This is a genomic window from Streptomyces sp. NPDC047042, from assembly GCF_040644035.1.
In the GTDB taxonomy this organism is placed as follows: domain Bacteria; phylum Actinomycetota; class Actinomycetes; order Streptomycetales; family Streptomycetaceae; genus Streptomyces.
In genome coordinates this window covers 87,159-105,754 of the sequence record NZ_JBEYVP010000021.1, presented here as the reverse complement: position 1 = coordinate 105,754, position 18,596 = coordinate 87,159, and the positions used below count along the sequence as shown (strand labels likewise).

Annotated in this window: 16 protein-coding genes; 12 read left to right on the top strand and 4 right to left on the bottom strand. The window is 68.0% G+C overall.

Going from position 1 to position 18,596, the window contains the following annotated elements:
- Positions 1-57: 57 nt before the first annotated feature.
- The 3 genes from ABZ855_RS25025 to ABZ855_RS25015 form a co-directional block, all read right to left on the bottom strand.
- A complete protein-coding gene (locus ABZ855_RS25025) occupies positions 58-570 on the bottom strand; it encodes a SigE family RNA polymerase sigma factor (RefSeq protein ID WP_360810324.1) in 513 nt (170 codons plus the stop codon).
- 132 nt (positions 571-702) lie between these two features.
- The gene (locus tag ABZ855_RS25020) at positions 703-1,647 is read right to left on the bottom strand and encodes a hypothetical protein (protein ID WP_360810451.1); all 945 of its coding nucleotides are present in this window, start codon (positions 1,645-1,647) and stop codon (positions 703-705) included.
- 92 nt (positions 1,648-1,739) lie between these two features.
- Complete coding sequence (locus ABZ855_RS25015; protein WP_360810322.1) at positions 1,740-2,402, bottom strand: hypothetical protein; 663 nt, start codon at positions 2,400-2,402, stop codon at positions 1,740-1,742.
- A gap of 326 nt (positions 2,403-2,728) precedes the next feature.
- Here ABZ855_RS25015 and ABZ855_RS25010 point away from each other — a divergent pair, with 326 nt between their 5' ends.
- The 3 genes from ABZ855_RS25010 to ABZ855_RS25000 are packed head-to-tail and all read left to right on the top strand — an operon-like array spanning position 2,729 to position 8,547.
- Complete coding sequence (locus tag ABZ855_RS25010; RefSeq protein ID WP_360810320.1) at positions 2,729-7,357, top strand: DUF6531 domain-containing protein; 4,629 nt, start codon at positions 2,729-2,731, stop codon at positions 7,355-7,357.
- Between the two features lie 21 nt (positions 7,358-7,378).
- Entirely contained in the window at positions 7,379-8,122 is a 744-nt protein-coding gene (locus tag ABZ855_RS25005; RefSeq protein ID WP_360810318.1) for a hypothetical protein, read from the top strand.
- A 2-nt stretch (positions 8,123-8,124) separates the two neighbouring features.
- Entirely contained in the window at positions 8,125-8,547 is a 423-nt protein-coding gene (locus ABZ855_RS25000) for a hypothetical protein (protein WP_360810316.1), read from the top strand.
- A gap of 61 nt (positions 8,548-8,608) precedes the next feature.
- On the opposite strand, the gene ABZ855_RS24995 is transcribed toward ABZ855_RS25000, so the two are convergent.
- Positions 8,609-8,884 carry a hypothetical protein gene (locus ABZ855_RS24995; RefSeq protein ID WP_360810314.1) on the bottom strand — a complete coding sequence of 92 codons (276 nt, stop codon included), beginning with the start codon at positions 8,882-8,884 and terminating at the stop codon, positions 8,609-8,611.
- 351 nt (positions 8,885-9,235) lie between these two features.
- On the opposite strand from ABZ855_RS24995, the gene ABZ855_RS24990 reads away from it, so the two are divergent.
- The 9 genes from ABZ855_RS24990 to ABZ855_RS24950 all read left to right on the top strand — a co-directional run bounded on the left by ABZ855_RS24990 (position 9,236) and on the right by ABZ855_RS24950 (position 18,571).
- The gene (locus ABZ855_RS24990; protein ID WP_360810312.1) at positions 9,236-10,132 is read left to right on the top strand and encodes a hypothetical protein; all 897 of its coding nucleotides are present in this window, start codon (positions 9,236-9,238) and stop codon (positions 10,130-10,132) included.
- A 78-nt stretch (positions 10,133-10,210) separates the two neighbouring features.
- Entirely contained in the window at positions 10,211-10,930 is a 720-nt protein-coding gene (cpaB, locus tag ABZ855_RS24985) for a Flp pilus assembly protein CpaB (RefSeq protein WP_360810310.1), read from the top strand.
- An 84-nt stretch (positions 10,931-11,014) separates the two neighbouring features.
- Positions 11,015-12,643 carry an AAA family ATPase gene (locus tag ABZ855_RS24980; RefSeq protein ID WP_360810308.1) on the top strand — a complete coding sequence of 543 codons (1,629 nt, stop codon included), beginning with the start codon at positions 11,015-11,017 and terminating at the stop codon, positions 12,641-12,643.
- Positions 12,643-13,044, top strand: a complete 402-nt coding sequence (locus tag ABZ855_RS24975) for a TadE family protein (RefSeq protein ID WP_360810306.1) — start codon at positions 12,643-12,645, stop codon at positions 13,042-13,044. Before ABZ855_RS24980 ends, ABZ855_RS24975 begins: the two co-directional genes overlap by 1 nt.
- Position 13,045: 1 nt before the next feature.
- Complete coding sequence (locus tag ABZ855_RS24970) at positions 13,046-14,398, top strand: CpaF family protein (protein WP_360810304.1); 1,353 nt, start codon at positions 13,046-13,048, stop codon at positions 14,396-14,398.
- Positions 14,399-14,510: 112 nt separating this feature from the next.
- Positions 14,511-15,452, top strand: a complete 942-nt coding sequence (locus ABZ855_RS24965) for a type II secretion system F family protein (protein WP_360810302.1) — start codon at positions 14,511-14,513, stop codon at positions 15,450-15,452.
- 17 nt (positions 15,453-15,469) lie between these two features.
- Positions 15,470-16,360, top strand: a complete 891-nt coding sequence (locus ABZ855_RS24960; protein ID WP_360810449.1) for a DUF5936 domain-containing protein — start codon at positions 15,470-15,472, stop codon at positions 16,358-16,360.
- A gap of 23 nt (positions 16,361-16,383) precedes the next feature.
- Positions 16,384-17,799 carry a histidine kinase gene (locus ABZ855_RS24955; RefSeq protein ID WP_360810300.1) on the top strand — a complete coding sequence of 472 codons (1,416 nt, stop codon included), beginning with the start codon at positions 16,384-16,386 and terminating at the stop codon, positions 17,797-17,799.
- Positions 17,786-18,571: a response regulator transcription factor gene (locus ABZ855_RS24950; protein WP_360810298.1), complete on the top strand. Its 786-nt coding sequence runs from the start codon at positions 17,786-17,788 to the stop codon at positions 18,569-18,571. The genes ABZ855_RS24955 and ABZ855_RS24950 overlap by 14 nt, the downstream gene beginning before the upstream one ends.
- Positions 18,572-18,596 lie beyond the last annotated feature (25 nt).

Below are 18,596 nucleotides of genomic sequence, written 5' to 3'. Positions count from 1 at the left end.
CTGACGTGTAGGAAATTGTGCGGAAGGCGTGCCCCCGCCGACCGGCTGACCGGCTGCTCAGCGGGTTGCGTACTCGCCGAGTTCCTCGCCGAGGAGGGTGCGCAGCCGGGCGAGGGCGCGGACACAGCGGGTGCGTACGGCGGCCGAGCTGACGTTCATCGCACCGGCCGTCTCCTCGATGGAACGGTCCTCCCAATAGCGCAGGACGACCACCGCCCGGTCCTTGGGGGCGAGTTGCGCCAGCGCCTCGACGAGGGTGAGCCGCATGGTCACGTCGGCTCCGGCGGACGGTACGGGCACGTCGGGGAGTACGGCGGTGGCCCGCTCGGTGCTGCTGCGGCGCCGCTGATGCGTGAGAAAGGTCCGGGTGAGCACGGTCTGCGCGTAGCCCGCCGGGTTGCTGGCCCGGGAGACGCGCCCCCAGTTGACGTACAACCGCCCGAAGGTCTCCTGCACCAGGTCCTCGGCGAGATACGTGTCCCCGGCGGTGAGCAGACACGCGGAGCGATACAGATGCCCCGCGCGCGCCGCCGCGAACTCCGCGTAACCGTCGGCGCGGACCTTTCTCATACGTCCCCCTGGTGCGTGCGTCGCGCTCATGTCCCGGGCGCGTGGAGTGCCTTCACCTCATTGACGCGATGGACCGGGGGAAATGTTTCAGCGAGGGGCGGACTTATTTGCGCCGCCCCCAACCCCACCGACTCAACGATTGACGGCCTGGATCTCCTGCACGACGACGGCCTGCTCGGCCCCGAACTCACCGTCGGGCAGGGCCTGCGGGGCGTTGACCCCGGTCCCGGTCCAGTGGATCTTCCAGGTGATGGTGGCGCGGAGCGAGTAGGTCCCGTCGCCGGAGGAACGCAGATACTTCACCCCACAGGGCGGAGTTTGCCCGGCCTTCCCGGTGGCGTACGGCTCCCCGATACGCCCGTCGACGAACGTGCAGACGCCTGACGCGGGGTAGACCTGGGCGTCGGCGGTACCGGGCTCGATCCGCAGCGACTGCGGCTCGGCGACGGTCGTGGCCTGCATCCCGAGCACCGGCACGGAGGCGGTGACGGAAACGGGCTTGAACTGAGCGGAGTCGAGCCAGGCCCAGGTGGGGAGGTTGACTTTGGTGGGGCCGGCGGGGGCGAGGGTTACTTTGGTGCTGGGGACGCGGATCTCGTTGTACGCGAGTCCGGCGAGGATCTCCGGTGTGATGACGTTCTCGATGTCGGGGGGTGGTGCGGCGCCGGTGTCGACCCAGAAGTAGTCCCTCGTGCAGGAGTCCCAGCCGGGCGGATAGGACTTGTTGACGTAGGGCCCCCACCAGTAGCCCTTGCCGGTCTTGTCCTTGTTGAAGTCCTTGGAGTGATCGTCCTCGTTGAGGTACTCCTTGCGCTGCTCGGCATCCCACTCGTACCCCGTGGACTCGGCAGCCCAGACCGGCTCCTTGACCGCCTGCAACTCCGCGGGCGAATAGGTCGGGGCGTACCAGCAGGCGGGCGGCGTCCAGGAGGTCATGGGCTTCAGCGCGCCGGTGGAAGCTGGTCTGCTGCTGCTCGGCGGGTAGTACTTGACGCCTCCGGCGGTGGCGGAGAGGGTGTCGCCATTGGCGTTGCCGCTCGGTCCGGTCGTGCCGGGGTTCTGTGCGCTCCCGCCGATCGTGTCGTTGGCGTGTGCCACTCCGGGCAGTGACAGGAGGGGCACAAGCGTTGCGATGGCCAGCGCGGCCGACGGGGTCCAGGACTTGCGTGTCACGGCTGGCACTTGGCACTCCCCACTTCAGAGACCATCTTCTCGATGAGCCAGACGCCCTTGTCGCTCTTCCTGAGGGACGTGTGGTAGATGACGTAGCTGTCTGCGTTGACCTCAGTCTTCTTGACCTTGTTGGTCTCGAGGTACTTGACGTACGCCTTCCCCTGGTCCTCGCAGTAGCTGAGGGAAGCGGTTCCGTCGCTGTCGACCTTGAGGTCCGGGTCGTAGAAGCGATAGGCCCCCGTGATGCTTGCCTTGGCGTCTACGTACTTCTTGATGAACGTCTCTGTGCCAGCGGCCGCTTCGCCCTCGTAGTAGTAGAGGTACGCCTTGTCGAGCGCGTTCTGCTTCGTGATCGCGAGATCGACGGCTTTGATGGACTGCTCGCTGTCCGCCAGCACCGCGTCCTTGTCCGCGTCACCCGTCTTGGGCCACTCGAACGTGTACGTCAGATCCGACGGCAGCTCGATCTTCGGCCGGTCGGCGGAGGCAGCCGGGGCCGTCGCGGATGCCGTCGGCGATGCCGAGGTCTCGCTCCCGGTGTCGGCGCCGGCGATCTTGTCGTTGTCCTTCGATCCGCTGTCGTCGCCGCCACAGGCGGTCAGCAGCAGGGCCGCGGACGCGACGAGCGCGGTAGCAACGGGCAAAGAGCGGCGCTTCACAGTGGACTCCCCGTGAGACAGGTGTGCTAGCAAAATCAAGACGCTATCGGTGTGGCCGGTGGTTCCGCCAGGCTGCCAAGGTTGCACTGTGACAACGGCAAAGACTGATCGCCGTGCGTGCCCCTTGGGCTCGACACTCCACGCTGGCACCTGGCGGTTCCAGCGTGGAGGTGATCTTCACATCCTCTGCCGTCGCACAGCATGACCCACACCGCTTCTGATCTGTTCTGTGCCCCTTCCCAACTTCCCGTCGAACGTCCGTGCGCAGTAAGTTCGCGTGTGCGTACGACTGTTGTCGTTGAGGTTCGGTTGACGGGGGTTGCGGCATGGCGGGGTACCGGCCGGCGGACTGGCATGTGCTGGACCTGGACAAGGATCCGACGCCCGGTGATCCGGACCGGGTGCGTCAACTGGCCCTTACGTTGCATGACTTCGCGGACGATGTCGCGGACGCGTTGCGTCTGATCAAGGGGATGGCATCGGAGAACGAGACGCTGGAGTGGGCGGGCAAGACCGCTGAGGTGTTCCAGGACGAGTTCTCGGACGTGCCCAAGAACCTGAAGAAGTTGAAGCGGTCGTACGACCTGTGCGGTGACGCGCTGGTGGACTACTGGCCGAAGCTGGAGCGGGCGCAGGCCCTGGCGGACAAGGCGCTGGCGAAGGGGCGGGAGGCGCAGGCGGACCTGGCGTCGGCCAAGTCCCGCCTTTCCTCGGCCGATTCGTGGGTCACCCGGGCCGCCAAGGAGTCGGACAAGTACAAGGACGACCCGACCGGCAGCAAGTCCGCCGAGAAGCCGGACGAGGCGAAGGTCCGGGCCGCCACCCGGGACGCCCAGCACGCCAAGTCCGCGCAGAGCAGCGCCCAGTCGGACGTGAACGGCGCGCAGTCGGCGTTGGACGCGGCGAAGAAGATGGCCGAGGACGCGCGCAGGATGCGTGAGGACGCGGCCGGTGAGGCGAAGCGGAGGATCGACCAGGCCTCCGACGCCGGTATCCAGAACCGGAGTTGGTGGGAGGAGGTCGGTGACTGGTTCGTCGACAACTGGGACACCATCGTCGCCGTGTGCAAGATAGTCGTTGCCGTGGTCGGGGTGGTCGCGATGATCATCGGGGGGCCGATCCTCGCGGCGATCGTGGTAGTGGCCGCCCTGGTCGTACTTGCTGACACTCTCTACAAGTATTCCAAGGGGCAGGCGTCCCTGTGGGATGTGGGCTTCGCCGCGCTCGACTGCATACCCGGTGGCAAGGGCCTCACCACTGTCGGCAGACTTGCCAAAGGCATGAAGTCGCTGGGCAAGGGCGGCCTCAAGGCCATGGCCAAGGGGCTGGGGAGACGAGGCCTGCGCAAGGAGGCGGACAACGCCGTAGCCAAGGGAAAGCCCGCCACGGGGCGGTGCAAGAACGGCGATCCCGTCGACATGGTCTCCGGCGAGATGCTGATGACCGCGACAGACGTCCTGCTTCCGGGCGTACTGCGACTGGCCGTGGCCAGGACACATGTCTCCACCTACCGCTCGGGACGTTGGTTCGGCCCCTCGTGGACCTCCACACTCGACCAACGGCTCGAACTCGACGACGAGGGCGTGCTGTTCGCCACAGCGGACGGCATGATTCTGGTCTATCCGCCGCCGCAGGGCGGCGGCGAGGTGCTGCCAGAGGAAGGGCCGCGCTGGCCGCTGTCGTTCGACGAGGAGCAGCCGGGCGGGATGAGGGTCACCGACCCCGTGTCGGGCATCACCCGGCTCTTCGCACCCGTGGAGAGCGCCGATCACGACACCGCGTTCACTTTGCCCATCCGGGCTGTATGGGACCGCAACGGAAACCGCATCGACTTCGAGTACGCCGCAGACGGCGCCCCGCTCGCTCTGCGCCACTCCGGTGGGTACCACGTGGCCGTCGACTCGGCCGACGCCCGGGTCACGGCGCTACGACTGCTGGATCCCGGCAACGATCCGACCACACTGATGCGTTACGGCTACGAGAACGGTCGCCTGACCGAGATCATCAACTCCAGCGATCTGCCGTACCGGCTCACCTACGACGCGGACGACCGCATCACGTCCTGGACCGACCGCACGGGCTCCTGGTACCGCTACGCCTACGACGAGGCCCATCGCGTAATCCGCGGCGAGGGCGTCGAAGGCATCCTGGACTGCACCATCGCCTACCAGGACGAGAACCGCAGCACGCGATACACCGACTCCCTCGGCCACACCACCACCTACTGGCACAACGAGCGGCTTCAGCTTGTCTCGGTGACGAATGCGCTGAGACAGAGCCTCAGCATCGAGTGGGACCGATTCGACCGACTTCTCGCCCAAACCGACGCCCTGGGGCGCACCACCCGCTACGGCTACGACCCGGCAGGCAATCTCACCCTGGTGGTCCGCCCCGACGGGGCGGTGACCGAGGCCGAGTACGACGAACTGTGCCGACTGGTACGGGCGGTGACCCCCGCCGGAGCGGAGTGGCGCCACGCGTACGACAGCAGGGGCAACCACGTCGCCACGACCGCCCCGACCGGGGCGAGGACCCGCTACGAGTACGACCGTCACGGCGGCCTCGTCACCCTCATCGACGCTGTCGGTCGGACCAGCAGAGCACAGTGCGACGACAGGGGGCTGCCCGTCGAGTTCACAGACACGCGAGGTGCTGTGAGCCGGATCCAGCGGGACGCTCTGGGCCAGGTCAGCAGCTTCACGGACACGCGTGGACGCGTCACCCTCCGGCGCACGACGGTCGAGGGCCGCATGGTGTGGCGCCGGACACCGGACGGCTCCGAGGAGCACTGGGTGTGGGATGCGGAGGGCCACCTGGTGTCCCAGACCGACCGCCTGGGACGTACGACCACGTTCGAGGTCGGTCCGTTCGGTCAGGTCGCCGCCCGGGGACTGGCCGACGGGACCGTGCACTCCTTCATCTACGACACCGAACTGAACCTGGTCGAGGTGACAGACCCTCAGGACAGTGCCTGGCGGTACCGGTACGACGCGGCGAACCGCCTGGTGTCCGAGACCGACTTCGGCGGGCGCTCGCTCAGCTACGAGTTGGACGCCGTAGGCCTGCTCGCGTCCCGCGTCAACGGAGCCGGAGAATCGGTCTCGTTCCACCGCGACGCTCTCGGCCGTGCGGTCGAGACACGGTACGACGGTGTCTCGGTCAGCTGCACGTACGACGCCGAAGGCCGCCCAACGCTGGAAACCGGTCCCGATGCCACCGTCGAGCGCAGCTACAGCGTGGACGGTCTCCTGCTGTCGGAGAGCATCGACGGCAGGACGACGACGTTCGCGTACGACACACTCGGACGGCGCGTCGCACGGCGCACTCCCACGGGCATCGAGTCCACATGGACGTACGACGACACGGAACGCTCCGCCGTGCTCGAAGCTGACGGCCGCTGCATCACGTTCGGCTTCGACGACAGGGATCGCGAGATAAGCCGTCTCCTCCCCGGCGGTGTCCGGCTCAGTCAGTCCTGGGACGAGACGAGCAGGCTTGCCGCCCAAACGCTCGCACGGACTTCGGCCGCCCACGGCGAAGAAGCGGTGCTTCAGCGGCGCACCTATCTGTACCGTCCGGACGGCGCGCTGTCCTCCATCGACGAACTGACCACCGGGACACGTGACTTCACGCTCGACACCAGGGGCCAGGTCACCGCCGTGGACGCGCGAGGGTGGCAGGAGGGGTACCAGTACGACGAGTTGGGGAATTTGACCCAGGCGTCGAACCCCGTCGTCGAGGACGGCGACAGGAACCGATCTTTTGTGGGCACCCGGATCCAGCGCACCGGGCGCACCCGCTACGAACGGGACGCGGAGGGACGGATCGTCCGCACGGTGCGGCGGCTGCTCAACGGACAGCGGCGGATCCGGTCGTACACGTGGAACAGCCGGAGCCGGCTCATCGGCACGACGACCCCGGACGGCGTCAGCTGGCGGTACCGGTACGACCCCGCGGGCCGCCGGGTGGCGAAACAGCGGCTGACGGACAACGGATCCGTCGCCGACGAGATCCTCTTCGTGTGGGACGGCACCCGACTGGTCGAGCAGATCACCCAGGACGGCTCGGCCACGACCTGGGACTACATACCTGGTACGCATGAGCCGGTCGCTCAGCTCGACCGGGCGGCGCCCGGCCGGGACGCCCGCTTCCACGCGATCGTCACCGATCTCTCCGGTGCACCCGCCGAACTCGTCTCCGCCGAAGGCGAAGTGGTCTGGCAGCAGCGGACGACTCTTTGGGGCAGCCGCCTGCCCGACACCCTGCAGACCGGCGGCACCGGCCAGGTCGAGTGTCCGCTGAGATTTCCCGGACAGTACGTCGACGACGAGACCGGCTGGCACTACAACTTCCTGCGTCACTACGACCCGCTCACGGGGCAGTACGCCAGCCCCGACCCCCTCGGCCTCGCACCAGCAGCAAACGACAGTGCGTATGTCCCCAACCCGTACCGGTGGAGCGACCCGCTCGGACTGGCGTGGCAGGACCCGAGTAACGGAATGCGGTTCGGGCGGGACCCTGATCTCCCCGACGGGGATCGCGCGTACACGAGGGACAACCAGTACCCATCGGGCTACCGCACACCCACTCACGATCACATGGTCGAGAACTACACCGACGAAGGCCGGGCGATCGGCGGGGTACCGCGCGACTCCAACGGCGTGCGGATCCCACGGGACCAGCTGACCTGGCGTAACGGCAACGACGAGATGATCTGGGACCCCCGGGCCAACAACCCTGAGCCGTTCCACCGTACGGTGACCTACGAGCACCTCGACCCCGTCGTCCAGCACTGGAACCGGGAAGGCCGATTCTCCGACCGCCCCACACGCAACGACTTCTACAACAACACGGACCATCTGGAACCGATGGAGTGGAGCGAGAACTCCCGGGGAGGCGGGCGGATGACGGACACGTTCATCCAGGAAGTCGGAGACGGGTACTCATGCAGCTGAGCACGTGATCACGGAGGACTCATGGACATTCGCGCCGTAGTGACGGGCTTCCGTGGGGCGGAGCCGCTTCCCGGCCTGCCCGACAGCTGGCACTGGTCGCCGGCTCCCAAAATCGACTTCGCGGGGGCGCTGTCCACCGACGGTAAGCGGCTGCTCCAGCTGAGCGGCCGTGATTCCTACGACCAGGACCTCGCTGTCAGCACCCTCCGTTTCGCCCGGGATCACGAGGACGCGATCTTCGCCCGCAACCCGTTCCTGGGTGCGCTCGGCGGCTTCGAACCGCCCGCCGGCCGTCGCTTCGACGCGGTCGTGGGCATCGCACCGGAGGTCCACCGCTTCTACCGCGTGGAGAACCCGGACCTGACCCCACACGTCCGGCTGACGTTCCCGGCGTACGCCTGCGAGTTCTCCGGCGAGGAATCCCTCGACGAGGCCGTCACCAGGTACCGCATGCTGCGCCTGAACCACCTCGACCGCGAACCGCTCCCCTTCCTGAAGATGCGGTACGCCAACACGCGGACCCGGGGCAGGAGCACGAACCCGGGGCGGGGCCTCACCGAGCCGGCGCGGCTCGTGGAGGAGCTTCGGCTGATGGACGGCGGAACCGGGAGCTTCGTAGAGTTCGAGAACCGGCAGGGTGATGTGTGGCGTGCCGAATGGCATGGCGCGTGGTTCGTTGCCGAGTGGAACACCCAGAGCGGCACGCCGAGGGAGATCGGGCTCGATGAACTCGTCGAGCTCGCCATCGCGAGACTGACCGTCTGAGTATGGCCAGTACGTTCAAATATCGCCTCAATGGCCCCTTCGGTGGCCTGGCTGCTGACTTGACAGGGGAATTTCGCTCCCTTGAAACGAGCGAAAATTCTCTCCTGCGGATATATCGCAACGTTTGGTTGAAACCGCCCGGTGGGATCAACTGGCGTGACTGTGCGTGGCTCTCATTCGGGCTCTCAGTTCATGCCTCGGAACTGTCCGTCACCCGCCCGGCCGGTCTGGTAGCCGAGGTCACGACGCTCGCCTTCCCGCTCGCTCACTTCCGGTCGGAGTTGGCGGCATTGGCGATGGACGGCTGGATCCGGGAGGAGTTCGGTCTTCCCGATCGCGGCTTGTCCGCTGCTTATCGTGTGGGGGCAGGGGGCTACACGTTTCACTGGGGGGAGTGTTCTGACCCCTTCTCGGATAAGGAATAGATGGTTCATTCGCTCTCCGGCAAGGAATCATGGAAGCTGTCGCCCGCCCCCGGACGGGATCTCAGCTCCCGTCCCCTCCCGCCGCAGGCGCAGCCGCAGGCGCGGAGGCAGGAGCAGCGCCAACCTGTCTCGCCGCCCGCCAAGTTCTCAACTCCCCTCTCAGGATGAACCCCCGCAGGACCGCGATGCCGAGAAACAGGACGCCGAAGCCGAAGCGGGCCCAGCCTCCGGCCTGGATGGTCCAGTAGAAGGCGGCGCCGCAGAAGAAGAGGCAGATGGAAATGGCCAGGGGCTCGCGGATGTACCACGGCAGGACGCGGAGTATCAGACCGATCATCGGGGCAGTGGATCAGGCACGAGCCCCGCGTGCTGTGATGGAGGCCACAATTCCGGTGGTGAGGTTTACACGCGCAGTTGTCGAAGGTGTGAAGAATTCTGGCAGACCCGACTGTGAACGGTGCGCCGACTCCGGTCGGCCGCTCCCGTCAACTACCCTCCCCGGCACCCGACTTGTGGCATATTCGCCTCACTCTGCGTCGATCGGGCTCCACCATCCGTTAGTTGATCTAGAAGATCCGGTGTTGAGCGGGCCATGCCGTGGATAAGGTGCTGATGCAAGAGGACGTCACAGGGGCGATCTGAGGCGGTGGCCGACCACCCCGCCGCAGTGAACGGGGTGGTGTGCAGCGTGCCGACCGCGATAGCCGTCACCAGCGCGGACCTGGTGCTCCCACCGCATGACCGGCAGACCCCGCCCGCCGCAGTCCCGTCACTCGACAGCCTCGACGGCGCCCTCATGGGGATGCACACGCTCGTCGAGCAGCACGGGTACGTCATCGCCCTCTACCCGGCGTCCACGGACGCGGCCGTCATCCGGCGGCTGCACACCGTGCGTTCCGTCCTGGAGAGCGACCGGATCGCGCTGCTCCCCGTCGACCTGCCGCCCCTCGGACTCGCCCTGCTCTCCCAGCAGTTGAGGCAGCTCTCCATGTGCGACTTCAGCCCGGGGGTACTCGCGTCCTCCGCCCGGCTGCTCGCCCACTACATCTACGCCGGCGCCCACCTCGGCTCCGTCGCCAAGCTCGACCGGGTCCCCGTCTCCCTCAAGTCGCACGCCAAGTCCTGGGTGCCGGGGGCGCAGTTCGCCGTACTGGCCAATCCGCGAGCCCAGCTCGTACGGGTGGGCCAGGAGGAGCTGGCCGGGCCCGAGTTCGGGACGCGGCTGATTGTCGCGCAGGGGCAGGCGCCCTCCGACTGGGTCAACACGACACTCGCGCCCGCCTGGCGTGTGCAGGGAGTCGCCCCCGTTCCGCTGCCCGCGGAGTCTCCGCGCTGGTGGGGGACCGGGAAGATCGTGGAGTTCGCGGCCGGGCTGCACGACGTCTCCGTGCTCTACCAACTGGTCTCCTCCGTACGCCGGGAGCAGTGCCACTGGTGTGGCCTCGAGCTCATCGGCGACCGCTGCGGATTCTGCGCCGCCCCACTCGCTGCGCGTTCGGAGCTTCCGGTGGCCCTCGGGCGGGCAGGAACCCCGGCAGGAGCACCGGGAACATCAGTACGAGCACTGCCCCGAGGTGCGACGTAAGACATGTATGAAACGTGTGAGACCTAAAGACAAACGAGACGTATCCGTCCCCATTCCCCCATCGAGGTTGTCCGAGTCATGAACTCACGCCAGCGCCGCGGCGTCATCCTGCTGGTCCTCTCGGCCCTGTGCGCCGTCGGCGCCTTCGCCGGAGTGCTCTCGGTGATCCGCGACGTGAACTCCAAGGTCGGCCCGGAGGTGACGGCGTACCGCCTCAAGAGCGACATCGCGCCCTACAAGGAGCTCACGGCCGACCAGTTCGAGAAGATCTCCATGCCGAAGCGGTGGCTGTCCCAGACCGCCGTCACCCGTGTCTCCCAGATCCGCGGGAAGGTCGCGGTGACCCGGCTGGAGAAGGGCTCCCTGCTGCAGACGGACATGATCGTCGACCGGCCCGAACTGGCCCCCGGTGAGCAGGAGATCGCGATCATGATCGACGCGTCGACCGGCGTGGCCGGAAAGATCAACCCGGGGTCGCTCGTCAACATCTACGCCACCTTCGAGTCGAAGGACAGCGAGAAGAAGGTCGACGAGGCCAAGCTGCTCGTCACGAACGCGCGCGTCATCGACGTAGGCAAACTCACCGCCCTCGAACCGGGACAGTCCAGCAACGAGCGCCAGCGCACGGCGACGGAGGCCGTCCCGATCACCTTCGCGCTCAAGACGCCGGACGCCCAACGCGTCGCGTACGCCGAGTCGTTCGCCGAGCATGTCCGCCTGTCCCTGGTCGCGGGCGGCGAACTGACGGCCGTCCCCGGCCCCTCCGACCGTACGTACACCCTCGACAAGGACAAGTAGGAGGCCGGCCATGACGTCCGTACGTACGAAGCCGCAGCCGCAGGCGTGCCTGTCGAGGCCGTGCCCGGCGAGGGTGTGCCGCCGATGACCATCCGCGTCCTCCCCGCCACCGCCGACATCGAGTCGGCCCGCGCCCTGACCACTCTCCTCAGCCGCCTCCCCGACGCCGAACCCGCCCAGCCGGTCGCCGACTCGACCGCGCTGCTCGACACCCTGGCCCGACTGGCCGCCGACTCCCTCGACGAGCTGCCCGAAGTCGTCCTCGTACACGAGCGGATCGGACCTGTCCCGGCCCTCGACCTCGTACGCGACCTCGTGCTGCGCTTCCCCGCCGTCGGGGTCGTCCTCATCACCGCCGACCCCAGCACCGGCGTCCTCACCGCCGCCATGGACTCCGGCGCCCGTGGCATCGTCCAACTGCCCCTCACCTACGAGGCCTTGGCCGAGCGGGTGCAGGCGGCGGCGGCCTGGTCGTCGGGCATGCGGCGCCATCTGGGCAGCAACGCACCGGAGTTGTACTCGGGACCCGGCGGTACGGTCGTCACCGTGACCGGCGCCAAGGGCGGCGTCGGCGCCACGGTCACGGCCGTCCAACTCGCCCTCGCCGCAAGGGCGTCGGGCCACAGCGTCGCCCTGCTCGACCTGGACCTCCAGTCGGGGGACGTGGCCTCCTACCTGGACGTTCAGTTCCGCAGGTCGATCGCCGACCTGGCCGCCATCACCGACATCAACCAACGCGTCCTCCAGGACGCCGTCTTCACCCACGACACCGGCATCGGCCTGCTCCTCGCCCCCGCCGAGGGCGAACGCGGCGAGGAGGTCACCGACCGGGTCACCCGGCAGGTCGTCGCCGCCCTGCGCTCCCGCAACGACGTGGTGATCGTCGACTGCGGCGCCCGTATGGACTCGGCCACGGCGGCAGCCGTCGAGATGGCCGACCACGCCCTGCTCCTCGTCACCCCGGACGTCGTCGCCGTACGTGCCGCCAAACGCATGGTCCGCCTCTGGGACCGCCTCCAGATCCGCAAGGCCGAGGAGACGTTGACGGTCGTCAACAGACAGTCCAAGGGTACGGAGATCCAGCCCGCCCTCGTCGAGAAGGTCACCGGAACCAAGGTCGCCCGAGCCTCGATTCCCGCCGCGTTCAAGGAACTTCAGGGCGTGGTGGACGCCGGCCGGCTCCAGGACCTGGACGCCCGGTCGACGGTCAAGCAGGCATTGTGGGCGCTGGCCGGGGAGTTGGGGCTGGTCGTCGTGCCAGAGGGCGGCGGGGGCAGGCGACGTAAGTCGTCGTCCTCGGACCGGGGAGCGCTGAGCCTGCGGCTGCGGGGGGACAAGGGCGGCGACCGAGGAGCCGTGACCCTCGAATTCGCGGGCATGTTCCCGCTGTTGCTCGTCGTGATGAGCATCCTGTGGCAGTGCGTGCTGTACGGCTACACGTACTCGCTGGCCGGCAACGCGGCGGACGAGGCGGCTCGCGCGGCCACAGCGGCGTACGCCCTCGACGAATCCAACTACCTGGGCGCCTGCCAGAGCGCGGGCAGCGAGCACCTCCCCGGCGCCTGGAACGGCGCCGCCATCGACTGCGGCACCGAGGGCGAGATCATGAAAGCCACCGTCAGTGCCCAAGTACCCCTCTTCTTCCCGGGGTTCGACGTCAACTGGACGGTGAACGGCGTGGCGGGGGCCGCGCTGGAGGGGGACGAGCACTGATGAGGCTGAGGCTGAGGACGAGGGTGAGGAGCCTTCGGGACCGGTCGCGCGGCCGTCTCGACGATCGCGGTACCTCCATCCTGGAGTTCGCCGGGTTCCTCCCGATCCTCCTCGTCATCGGCCTGGCCTGCATCCAGCTCGGTCTGATCGGCTACGGCATCAACCAGGCCGGTACGGGGGCCCGCGCGGCGGCCCGGGCCACGTCCCTCGGCGGCGACGGTACCTCGGCGGGCGTTGCTTCCGTCAGCGACTGGCTCAACCCGGACGTGGACGCGCCGCCGGGCGCGGGCGACACGTCAACGGCCACCGTGACCGTCCATGTCCCCGCGATCATCCCGCTCTTCGACGACTGGGAACTGCAACGATCCGCCACCATGCCCAACGACGAAGACGGCGGTTGATATGAGCCTGCGATCCCGCATAGCCTCCGCCGACGACAACGGCAACGGCAACGGAACCGCGCGCGAGGACGGCCACCTCGTCGCCGTCTACCGTGCCAAGCTCCTCGAGGAGATCGACCTCGCGGAGATGTCCAGCCTCGCGGCGGCCGAACGCCGCGTCCGCCTGGAACGCGTCCTCGGGCACATCATCAGCCGTGAGGGTCCGGTCCTCTCCTCCGCCGAACGCTCCCAGCTCATCCGGCGGGTGGTCGACGAAGCCCTCGGCCTGGGCGTCCTCGAACCGCTTCTCGCCGACGCGTCGATCACCGAGATCATGGTCAACGGGCCGGACTCGATCTTCGTGGAACGAGCCGGCCGCGTCGAACAGCTCCCCATGCGCTTCGCGTCGAGCGAGCAGCTGATGCAGACCATCGAGCGGATCGTCTCTACGGTCAACAGGCGTGTGGACGAGTCGAATCCGATGGTCGACGCCCGGCTGCCCACCGGCGAACGCGTCAACGTCATCATCCCGCCGCTCTCCCTGACCGGCCCGACGCTCACGATCCGCCGCTTCCCCCGCGCCTACACACTCCCGGAGTTGATCGGCCTCGGCTCACTCGACGAGCAGATGCTGATGCTCCTCGCGGCCTTCGTCAGGGCCCGCTTCAACGTCATCGTCAGCGGCGGTACGGGCACCGGCAAGACCACGCTCCTCAACGCCCTGTCCGGCCTGGTCCCCGCCCACGAACGCATCATCACCATCGAGGACTCGGCCGAACTCCAGCTCCAGCAGGAGCACGTGATCCGCCTCGAGTCCCGCCCGCCGAACGTGGAGGGCAAGGGCCAGATCACCATCCGCGACCTGGTCCGCAACAGCCTGCGCATGCGCCCCGACCGCATCATCGTCGGTGAGGTGCGAGGCGGTGAGACCCTCGACATGCTCCAGGCGATGTCCACGGGCCACGACGGCTCCCTGGCCACCGTCCACGCCAACTCGGCGGAGGACGCGCTGATGCGGCTGCAGACCCTGGGCTCGATGTCCGAAGTCATGATCCCCTTCGAGGCGTTGAAGGACCAGATCAACTCGGCGGTCGACGTGGTCGTCCAGTTGGCCCGCCACGCCGACGGCTCCCGCCGCGTCGCGGAGATCGCCCTGCTCGTCTCCCACGGCCGCGAACAGTTCCGCATCGTGACCGTCTCCCGCTACGTCTCCCGCCCGACCGGCCCCGACCGGGTCGCCCAGGGCTACTTCCAGCACCTGCCGCTGCCCCGCCCGGTCGCCGAGAAGCTGTACATGGCGAACGAGTCGCTGCCACCGGCGTTCGGAGTGGCCGAGGTCCTCGACGTACTGGACTCGAGGCAGGCGATCGGATGAACACGCGAACGACCAGGACCACGCCAGGGATCCGTACGACGCCAGGGATCCGTACGACGACAAGGATCCGTACGACTACAGGGATCCATACGACCACGCGGAGCGAGAAGCCATGAACAACTCGGTCCCGCTCGCGCTGGGCGCCACCGTGCTGTGCTGCACCCTCGCGGTCGCGGGCGTGCACACGTACGCCACCGGCCGCGCCCAGCGCCAGGCGCTCGAGGACCGCCTCTCCGGCGGCGGGGCGCTGCACCTGGTGTCCGGCCGCGTACGCCGGTTCGCCACCGTCGACCGCCGACTGCGCCGCACCCGTCTCGGCCGCATGATCCACCTCCGCCTCTCGGCGACCGGACTGGACCTGACGGCGGGCGAGTTCTTCACGTACGTCACCGGAGTCGGCGTCGCGCTGTGGTTGCTGGCAGCCGCCGTACTGGCCCCCTTCTTCGGTCCGATCGCCGCGCTCGTGACGATCTGGGGCGCGGCGATCTTCCTCAACTGGCAGCGCCAGAAACGTATCGAGGCGTTCATCAACCAACTCCCAGACGTGGCACGCCTGTTGGCCAATGCGACGGCGGCCGGTCTGGCCCTGCGTACGTCACTGGCGATGGCGGCGGAGGAGCTGGAGGCACCGGCGGGCGAGGAACTGGCGCGCGTGGCCGATCAGTTGAGCCTCGGCCGTACGGTCGACGACGCGCTCGGTGAACTGGCGGAGCGCCTCCCGTCCCGCGAACTGGTCGTACTTGTCACCACGTTGGTCCTGTCCAACAAGGCGGGCGGCTCGGTGGTCAACTCGCTCCGCAACCTCACCCAGACCCTGGAGGACAGGAAGGAGACGCGGCGCGAGGTCCGCACGATGCTGTCGGAGGTCAACGCGACGGCCTTCACGGTTCCCTGCCTGGGCCTCGGCTCCCTCCTCCTCATCAACTCATCGAACGACGGCGCACTGGAGAAGGTGACCGGCTCGGCCCTGGGCCAGGGCCTGATCCTTCTCTCCCTGGGCCTGTACACAGTCGGCTTCTTCGTCATCCGCCGCCTGGGCAAGATCGAAGTCTGAGGGGAGTGAGTGATCGGATGCTGCCACTGCTGCTGGCCCTGTTGATGGCGCTCGCCGTCGCGGGCGCCCTCCTGGGCATCCGCATGATGCGGGCCGACGCCAAGCTGCCGCCGGACCTGCTCCTGGCCCTCGAGGTGGGCGGCAGCCGGGTCTCCAAGGCCGGCTCGGCGGTGGACCGCATGGGCTTGCGCTTCGCCCCCCTGGTCCTGCGCCTGATGGGCCCCGCCAGGGTCGACGCGAAACGCCTGCGCATCGACATGGCGGGCAACCCCGGCGGCCTGACCATCACCCGCTACGCGGCCCGCCGAGCGGTCTACGTCACCTTCGGTGTCCTGATGGGCCTGATCTTCCTGTCGAACGGCCAACTGCTCCTCGCGGTCGTCACGTTCGCGTTCGGAGTGACGGCGGCGGACGTGGCGATCTGGCAGGCGGTACGGGAGCGTAAGGACGTCATCGACCGAACGCTCCCCGACTTCCTGGACGTACTCGCGGTCGTGGTCTCGGCGGGCCTCGGCTTCCGCCAGGCCCTGGACCGGGTGGCGGACAAGTACGAGGGCCCCTGGGCGGACGAACTCCGCATCACACTCCGCCAGATGGACATGGGCGTCAGCCGCCGCCAGGCCTTCGACGAACTCCGCAAGCGCAACTCCAGCGAACAGGTGGCCCAGTTCGTCTCGGCGCTCCAGCAAGGGGAGGAACTCGGTTCCCCGATCGCCGAGACCCTGATCCAGATCGCCGCGGACATGCGCCGCACGGACGCCCAGGAATCCCGCCGCCGGGCCGCGAAGACGATTCCGAAGGCGACGCTCGTCACCCTGGTGTTCATGCTCCCCGCCACGATGATCCTCATCGCTACGGGAATGTTCCTCGGCTCGGGTACGAATTTCGGCTCGATTCTGCAACCTTGAAAGCGACGGGGGTGATGAGAGCCATGAAGGCGACGCGCAGCGAGAGCAGAGGCCGAAGCCGAGGCCAGGACCGAGGCCGGGACCGAGGCCAGGACCGGGTCCGGGGTTACGACCCGACAGCCGGCTATCTGGCCGACGACGCACCGGCGCCCGCCACCGTCCGTCTCCAGCTGAACGCCCTGCAGGCCCTGTGCCGCCAGACATTCGCGGTACGCATGACGATGATCGCCCTCGGCACCCCCTTCGCCATGACCAACACCGTGGAAGGCCCCCCGCTCTACACGGTCCTCGCGGCGGCGGTCCTGGGCATCACCGCCTCGTACGCGATGTACCGGGACTGGGACCGCCTGGCGCCCCGCCTCCTCGCCCACCCCGCCCTGATGGCGGCCGACCTGATACTCGCGGCGATACTCCTCCTCACCGCGTCCCCCGCCTCCCCTCTCGCGTACGCCACGGCGTGCACCCCCCTCCTCGCCGGACTCCTGTACGGCTGGCGGGGCTCGGGCGTCTTCACGGGCCTGCAACTGGTCGTACTCCTCACGGTCTACCGAGCCTGGGAACAGCACCCGGGCACTGGCACGAGCACCCTCCTCATAGCGGGCTTCTGCGTCGGCGCCGGCATCATCGGTGTCACCCTGCGCAACCTGATGTTCCGCTTCGGTACGGCGAGCGAGGCACTGGCCGAGGCGAACTCCCGGCTGGCGGTCACGGAGGCGGTGGAGTCCGAACGGGCGCGCCTGGCAAGGGAGATGCACGACTCGGTCACCAAGACCCTGTACGGCCTGTCGCTGGCGGCGGAGGCTCTGGCGTCAGCGGCGGACGGCGGAAGGAACCCCAACCCTGAGTCGGTACGGCGTCACGCGACTCTGGTCGCCTCGGCGGCCCGCCGAGCGGCGGCGGAGTCCCGCGAACTCCTCACCGACCTGCGCCACCACACGGACCTGACGGCACCGGACGTAGACCTGGTAGCCGAACTGGCCCAGAAGGCAGCCGAGTTCGAGCAGGCCACAGGAATCCGTACGACTCTGAAGGCGCCCACCGAACGGATCGACGCCCTCCCGCACCGGACGGCACACCACCTCCTGGCGATCGTGTCGGAGGCCCTGGAGAACACGCGCAGGCATGCGCACGCGGCGAGGGTGACGCTGGAGGCGGCGCCGTCAGGGGGCGGGCTGACACTCCGTATCACGGACGACGGAGTAGGCCTCCCCGCGCCATTCAACCTCGAAGAGGCAACCAGATCAGGCCACTTCGGCATGCTGGGCATGGTGGAGCGGGCGAGGTCGCTGGGTGCGGTGATGCACCTGGGCCGACGGGAGGGAGGGGGCACGGAGATCCGCGTCGAAGTGAGCTCTGCCGGACTGCCTCCCGGACCGCCTCCCGCACTCGACTACGTGCCCCGGCCCCGAAAGGAGGTCGTCTCGCATGCCCGAAGATGAACGGCCGCAGCCACTAAGGGTGTTGGTGGCGGACGACAACCCCGTAGTACGGGCTGGCCTGACGGCACTGCTGGGCGGCCACCCGGACATCGATGTGGTGTCGGAGGCGTCGAACGGCGCCGAGGCGGTGTCGGAGGCGGAGCGCGTACGGCCTGACGTGGTGTTGCTCGACGTACGCATGCCCGGCACGGACGGCCTCACGGCTCTTCCCCAACTGGCCTTGCTGGCCCCGGTGATGATGCTGACGTACAGCAGCGAGCCGGAGACCGTGCGGCAGGCGCTGACCGGAGGCGCGTCGGGCTACCTGATCCACGGAGGCTTCACGGCGGAGGAACTTTCGGAGGCGGTACGGGCGGTGGGCAGGGGGACGAGGGTGACGGCACGCGCGTCGAAGGCACCGCACACCTCCGCCGTACTGAGCCCGGCCGTAGCGGATTCGCTCGACGTTTCCTACGAACCGAACGAAATCTCTTCGCATGTGCAACCATTCATGCCACCATTGCGGCAGACTCGTGAGGCTCGTCCCGGCCGTGTGACGACACTCGCCGCCCGCGACCACGTCCGACCGGACTTCGGCCTGAGTTCAAGGGAGGTGGAGGTCATGGATCTCATCGCGGCCGGGGTGAACAACCAGCAGATCGCCGCCACCTGTTTCATCAGCGAGAAGACAGTCAAGAACCACATCAATCGCATCTTCGCAAAGCTGCAGAGTGCGACCCGGAGTGAAGCGATCGCCCGGTGGCTGGGTACGGCTCGGGAGGGGTGGCTGTGATGAGGCGTACCGGGGAGGGAAGTTG

What these genes read in the sequence shown, in the direction of transcription:
- ABZ855_RS25025 (WP_360810324.1), bottom strand. Translation starts at nt 570, where the DNA reads ATGAGAAAGGTCCGCGCCGACGGTTACGCGGAGTTCGCGGCGGCGCGC.
- ABZ855_RS25010 (WP_360810320.1), top strand. Translation starts at nt 2,729, where the DNA reads ATGGCGGGGTACCGGCCGGCGGACTGGCATGTGCTGGACCTGGACAAG.
- ABZ855_RS25005 (WP_360810318.1), top strand. Translation starts at nt 7,379, where the DNA reads ATGGACATTCGCGCCGTAGTGACGGGCTTCCGTGGGGCGGAGCCGCTT.
- ABZ855_RS25000 (WP_360810316.1), top strand. Translation starts at nt 8,125, where the DNA reads ATGGCCAGTACGTTCAAATATCGCCTCAATGGCCCCTTCGGTGGCCTG.
- ABZ855_RS24995 (WP_360810314.1), bottom strand. Translation starts at nt 8,884, where the DNA reads ATGATCGGTCTGATACTCCGCGTCCTGCCGTGGTACATCCGCGAGCCC.
- cpaB (WP_360810310.1), top strand. Translation starts at nt 10,211, where the DNA reads ATGAACTCACGCCAGCGCCGCGGCGTCATCCTGCTGGTCCTCTCGGCC.
- ABZ855_RS24980 (WP_360810308.1), top strand. Translation starts at nt 11,015, where the DNA reads ATGACCATCCGCGTCCTCCCCGCCACCGCCGACATCGAGTCGGCCCGC.
- ABZ855_RS24975 (WP_360810306.1), top strand. Translation starts at nt 12,643, where the DNA reads ATGAGGCTGAGGCTGAGGACGAGGGTGAGGAGCCTTCGGGACCGGTCG.
- ABZ855_RS24970 (WP_360810304.1), top strand. Translation starts at nt 13,046, where the DNA reads ATGAGCCTGCGATCCCGCATAGCCTCCGCCGACGACAACGGCAACGGC.
- ABZ855_RS24965 (WP_360810302.1), top strand. Translation starts at nt 14,511, where the DNA reads ATGAACAACTCGGTCCCGCTCGCGCTGGGCGCCACCGTGCTGTGCTGC.
- ABZ855_RS24960 (WP_360810449.1), top strand. Translation starts at nt 15,470, where the DNA reads ATGCTGCCACTGCTGCTGGCCCTGTTGATGGCGCTCGCCGTCGCGGGC.
- ABZ855_RS24955 (WP_360810300.1), top strand. Translation starts at nt 16,384, where the DNA reads ATGAAGGCGACGCGCAGCGAGAGCAGAGGCCGAAGCCGAGGCCAGGAC.
- ABZ855_RS24950 (WP_360810298.1), top strand. Translation starts at nt 17,786, where the DNA reads ATGCCCGAAGATGAACGGCCGCAGCCACTAAGGGTGTTGGTGGCGGAC.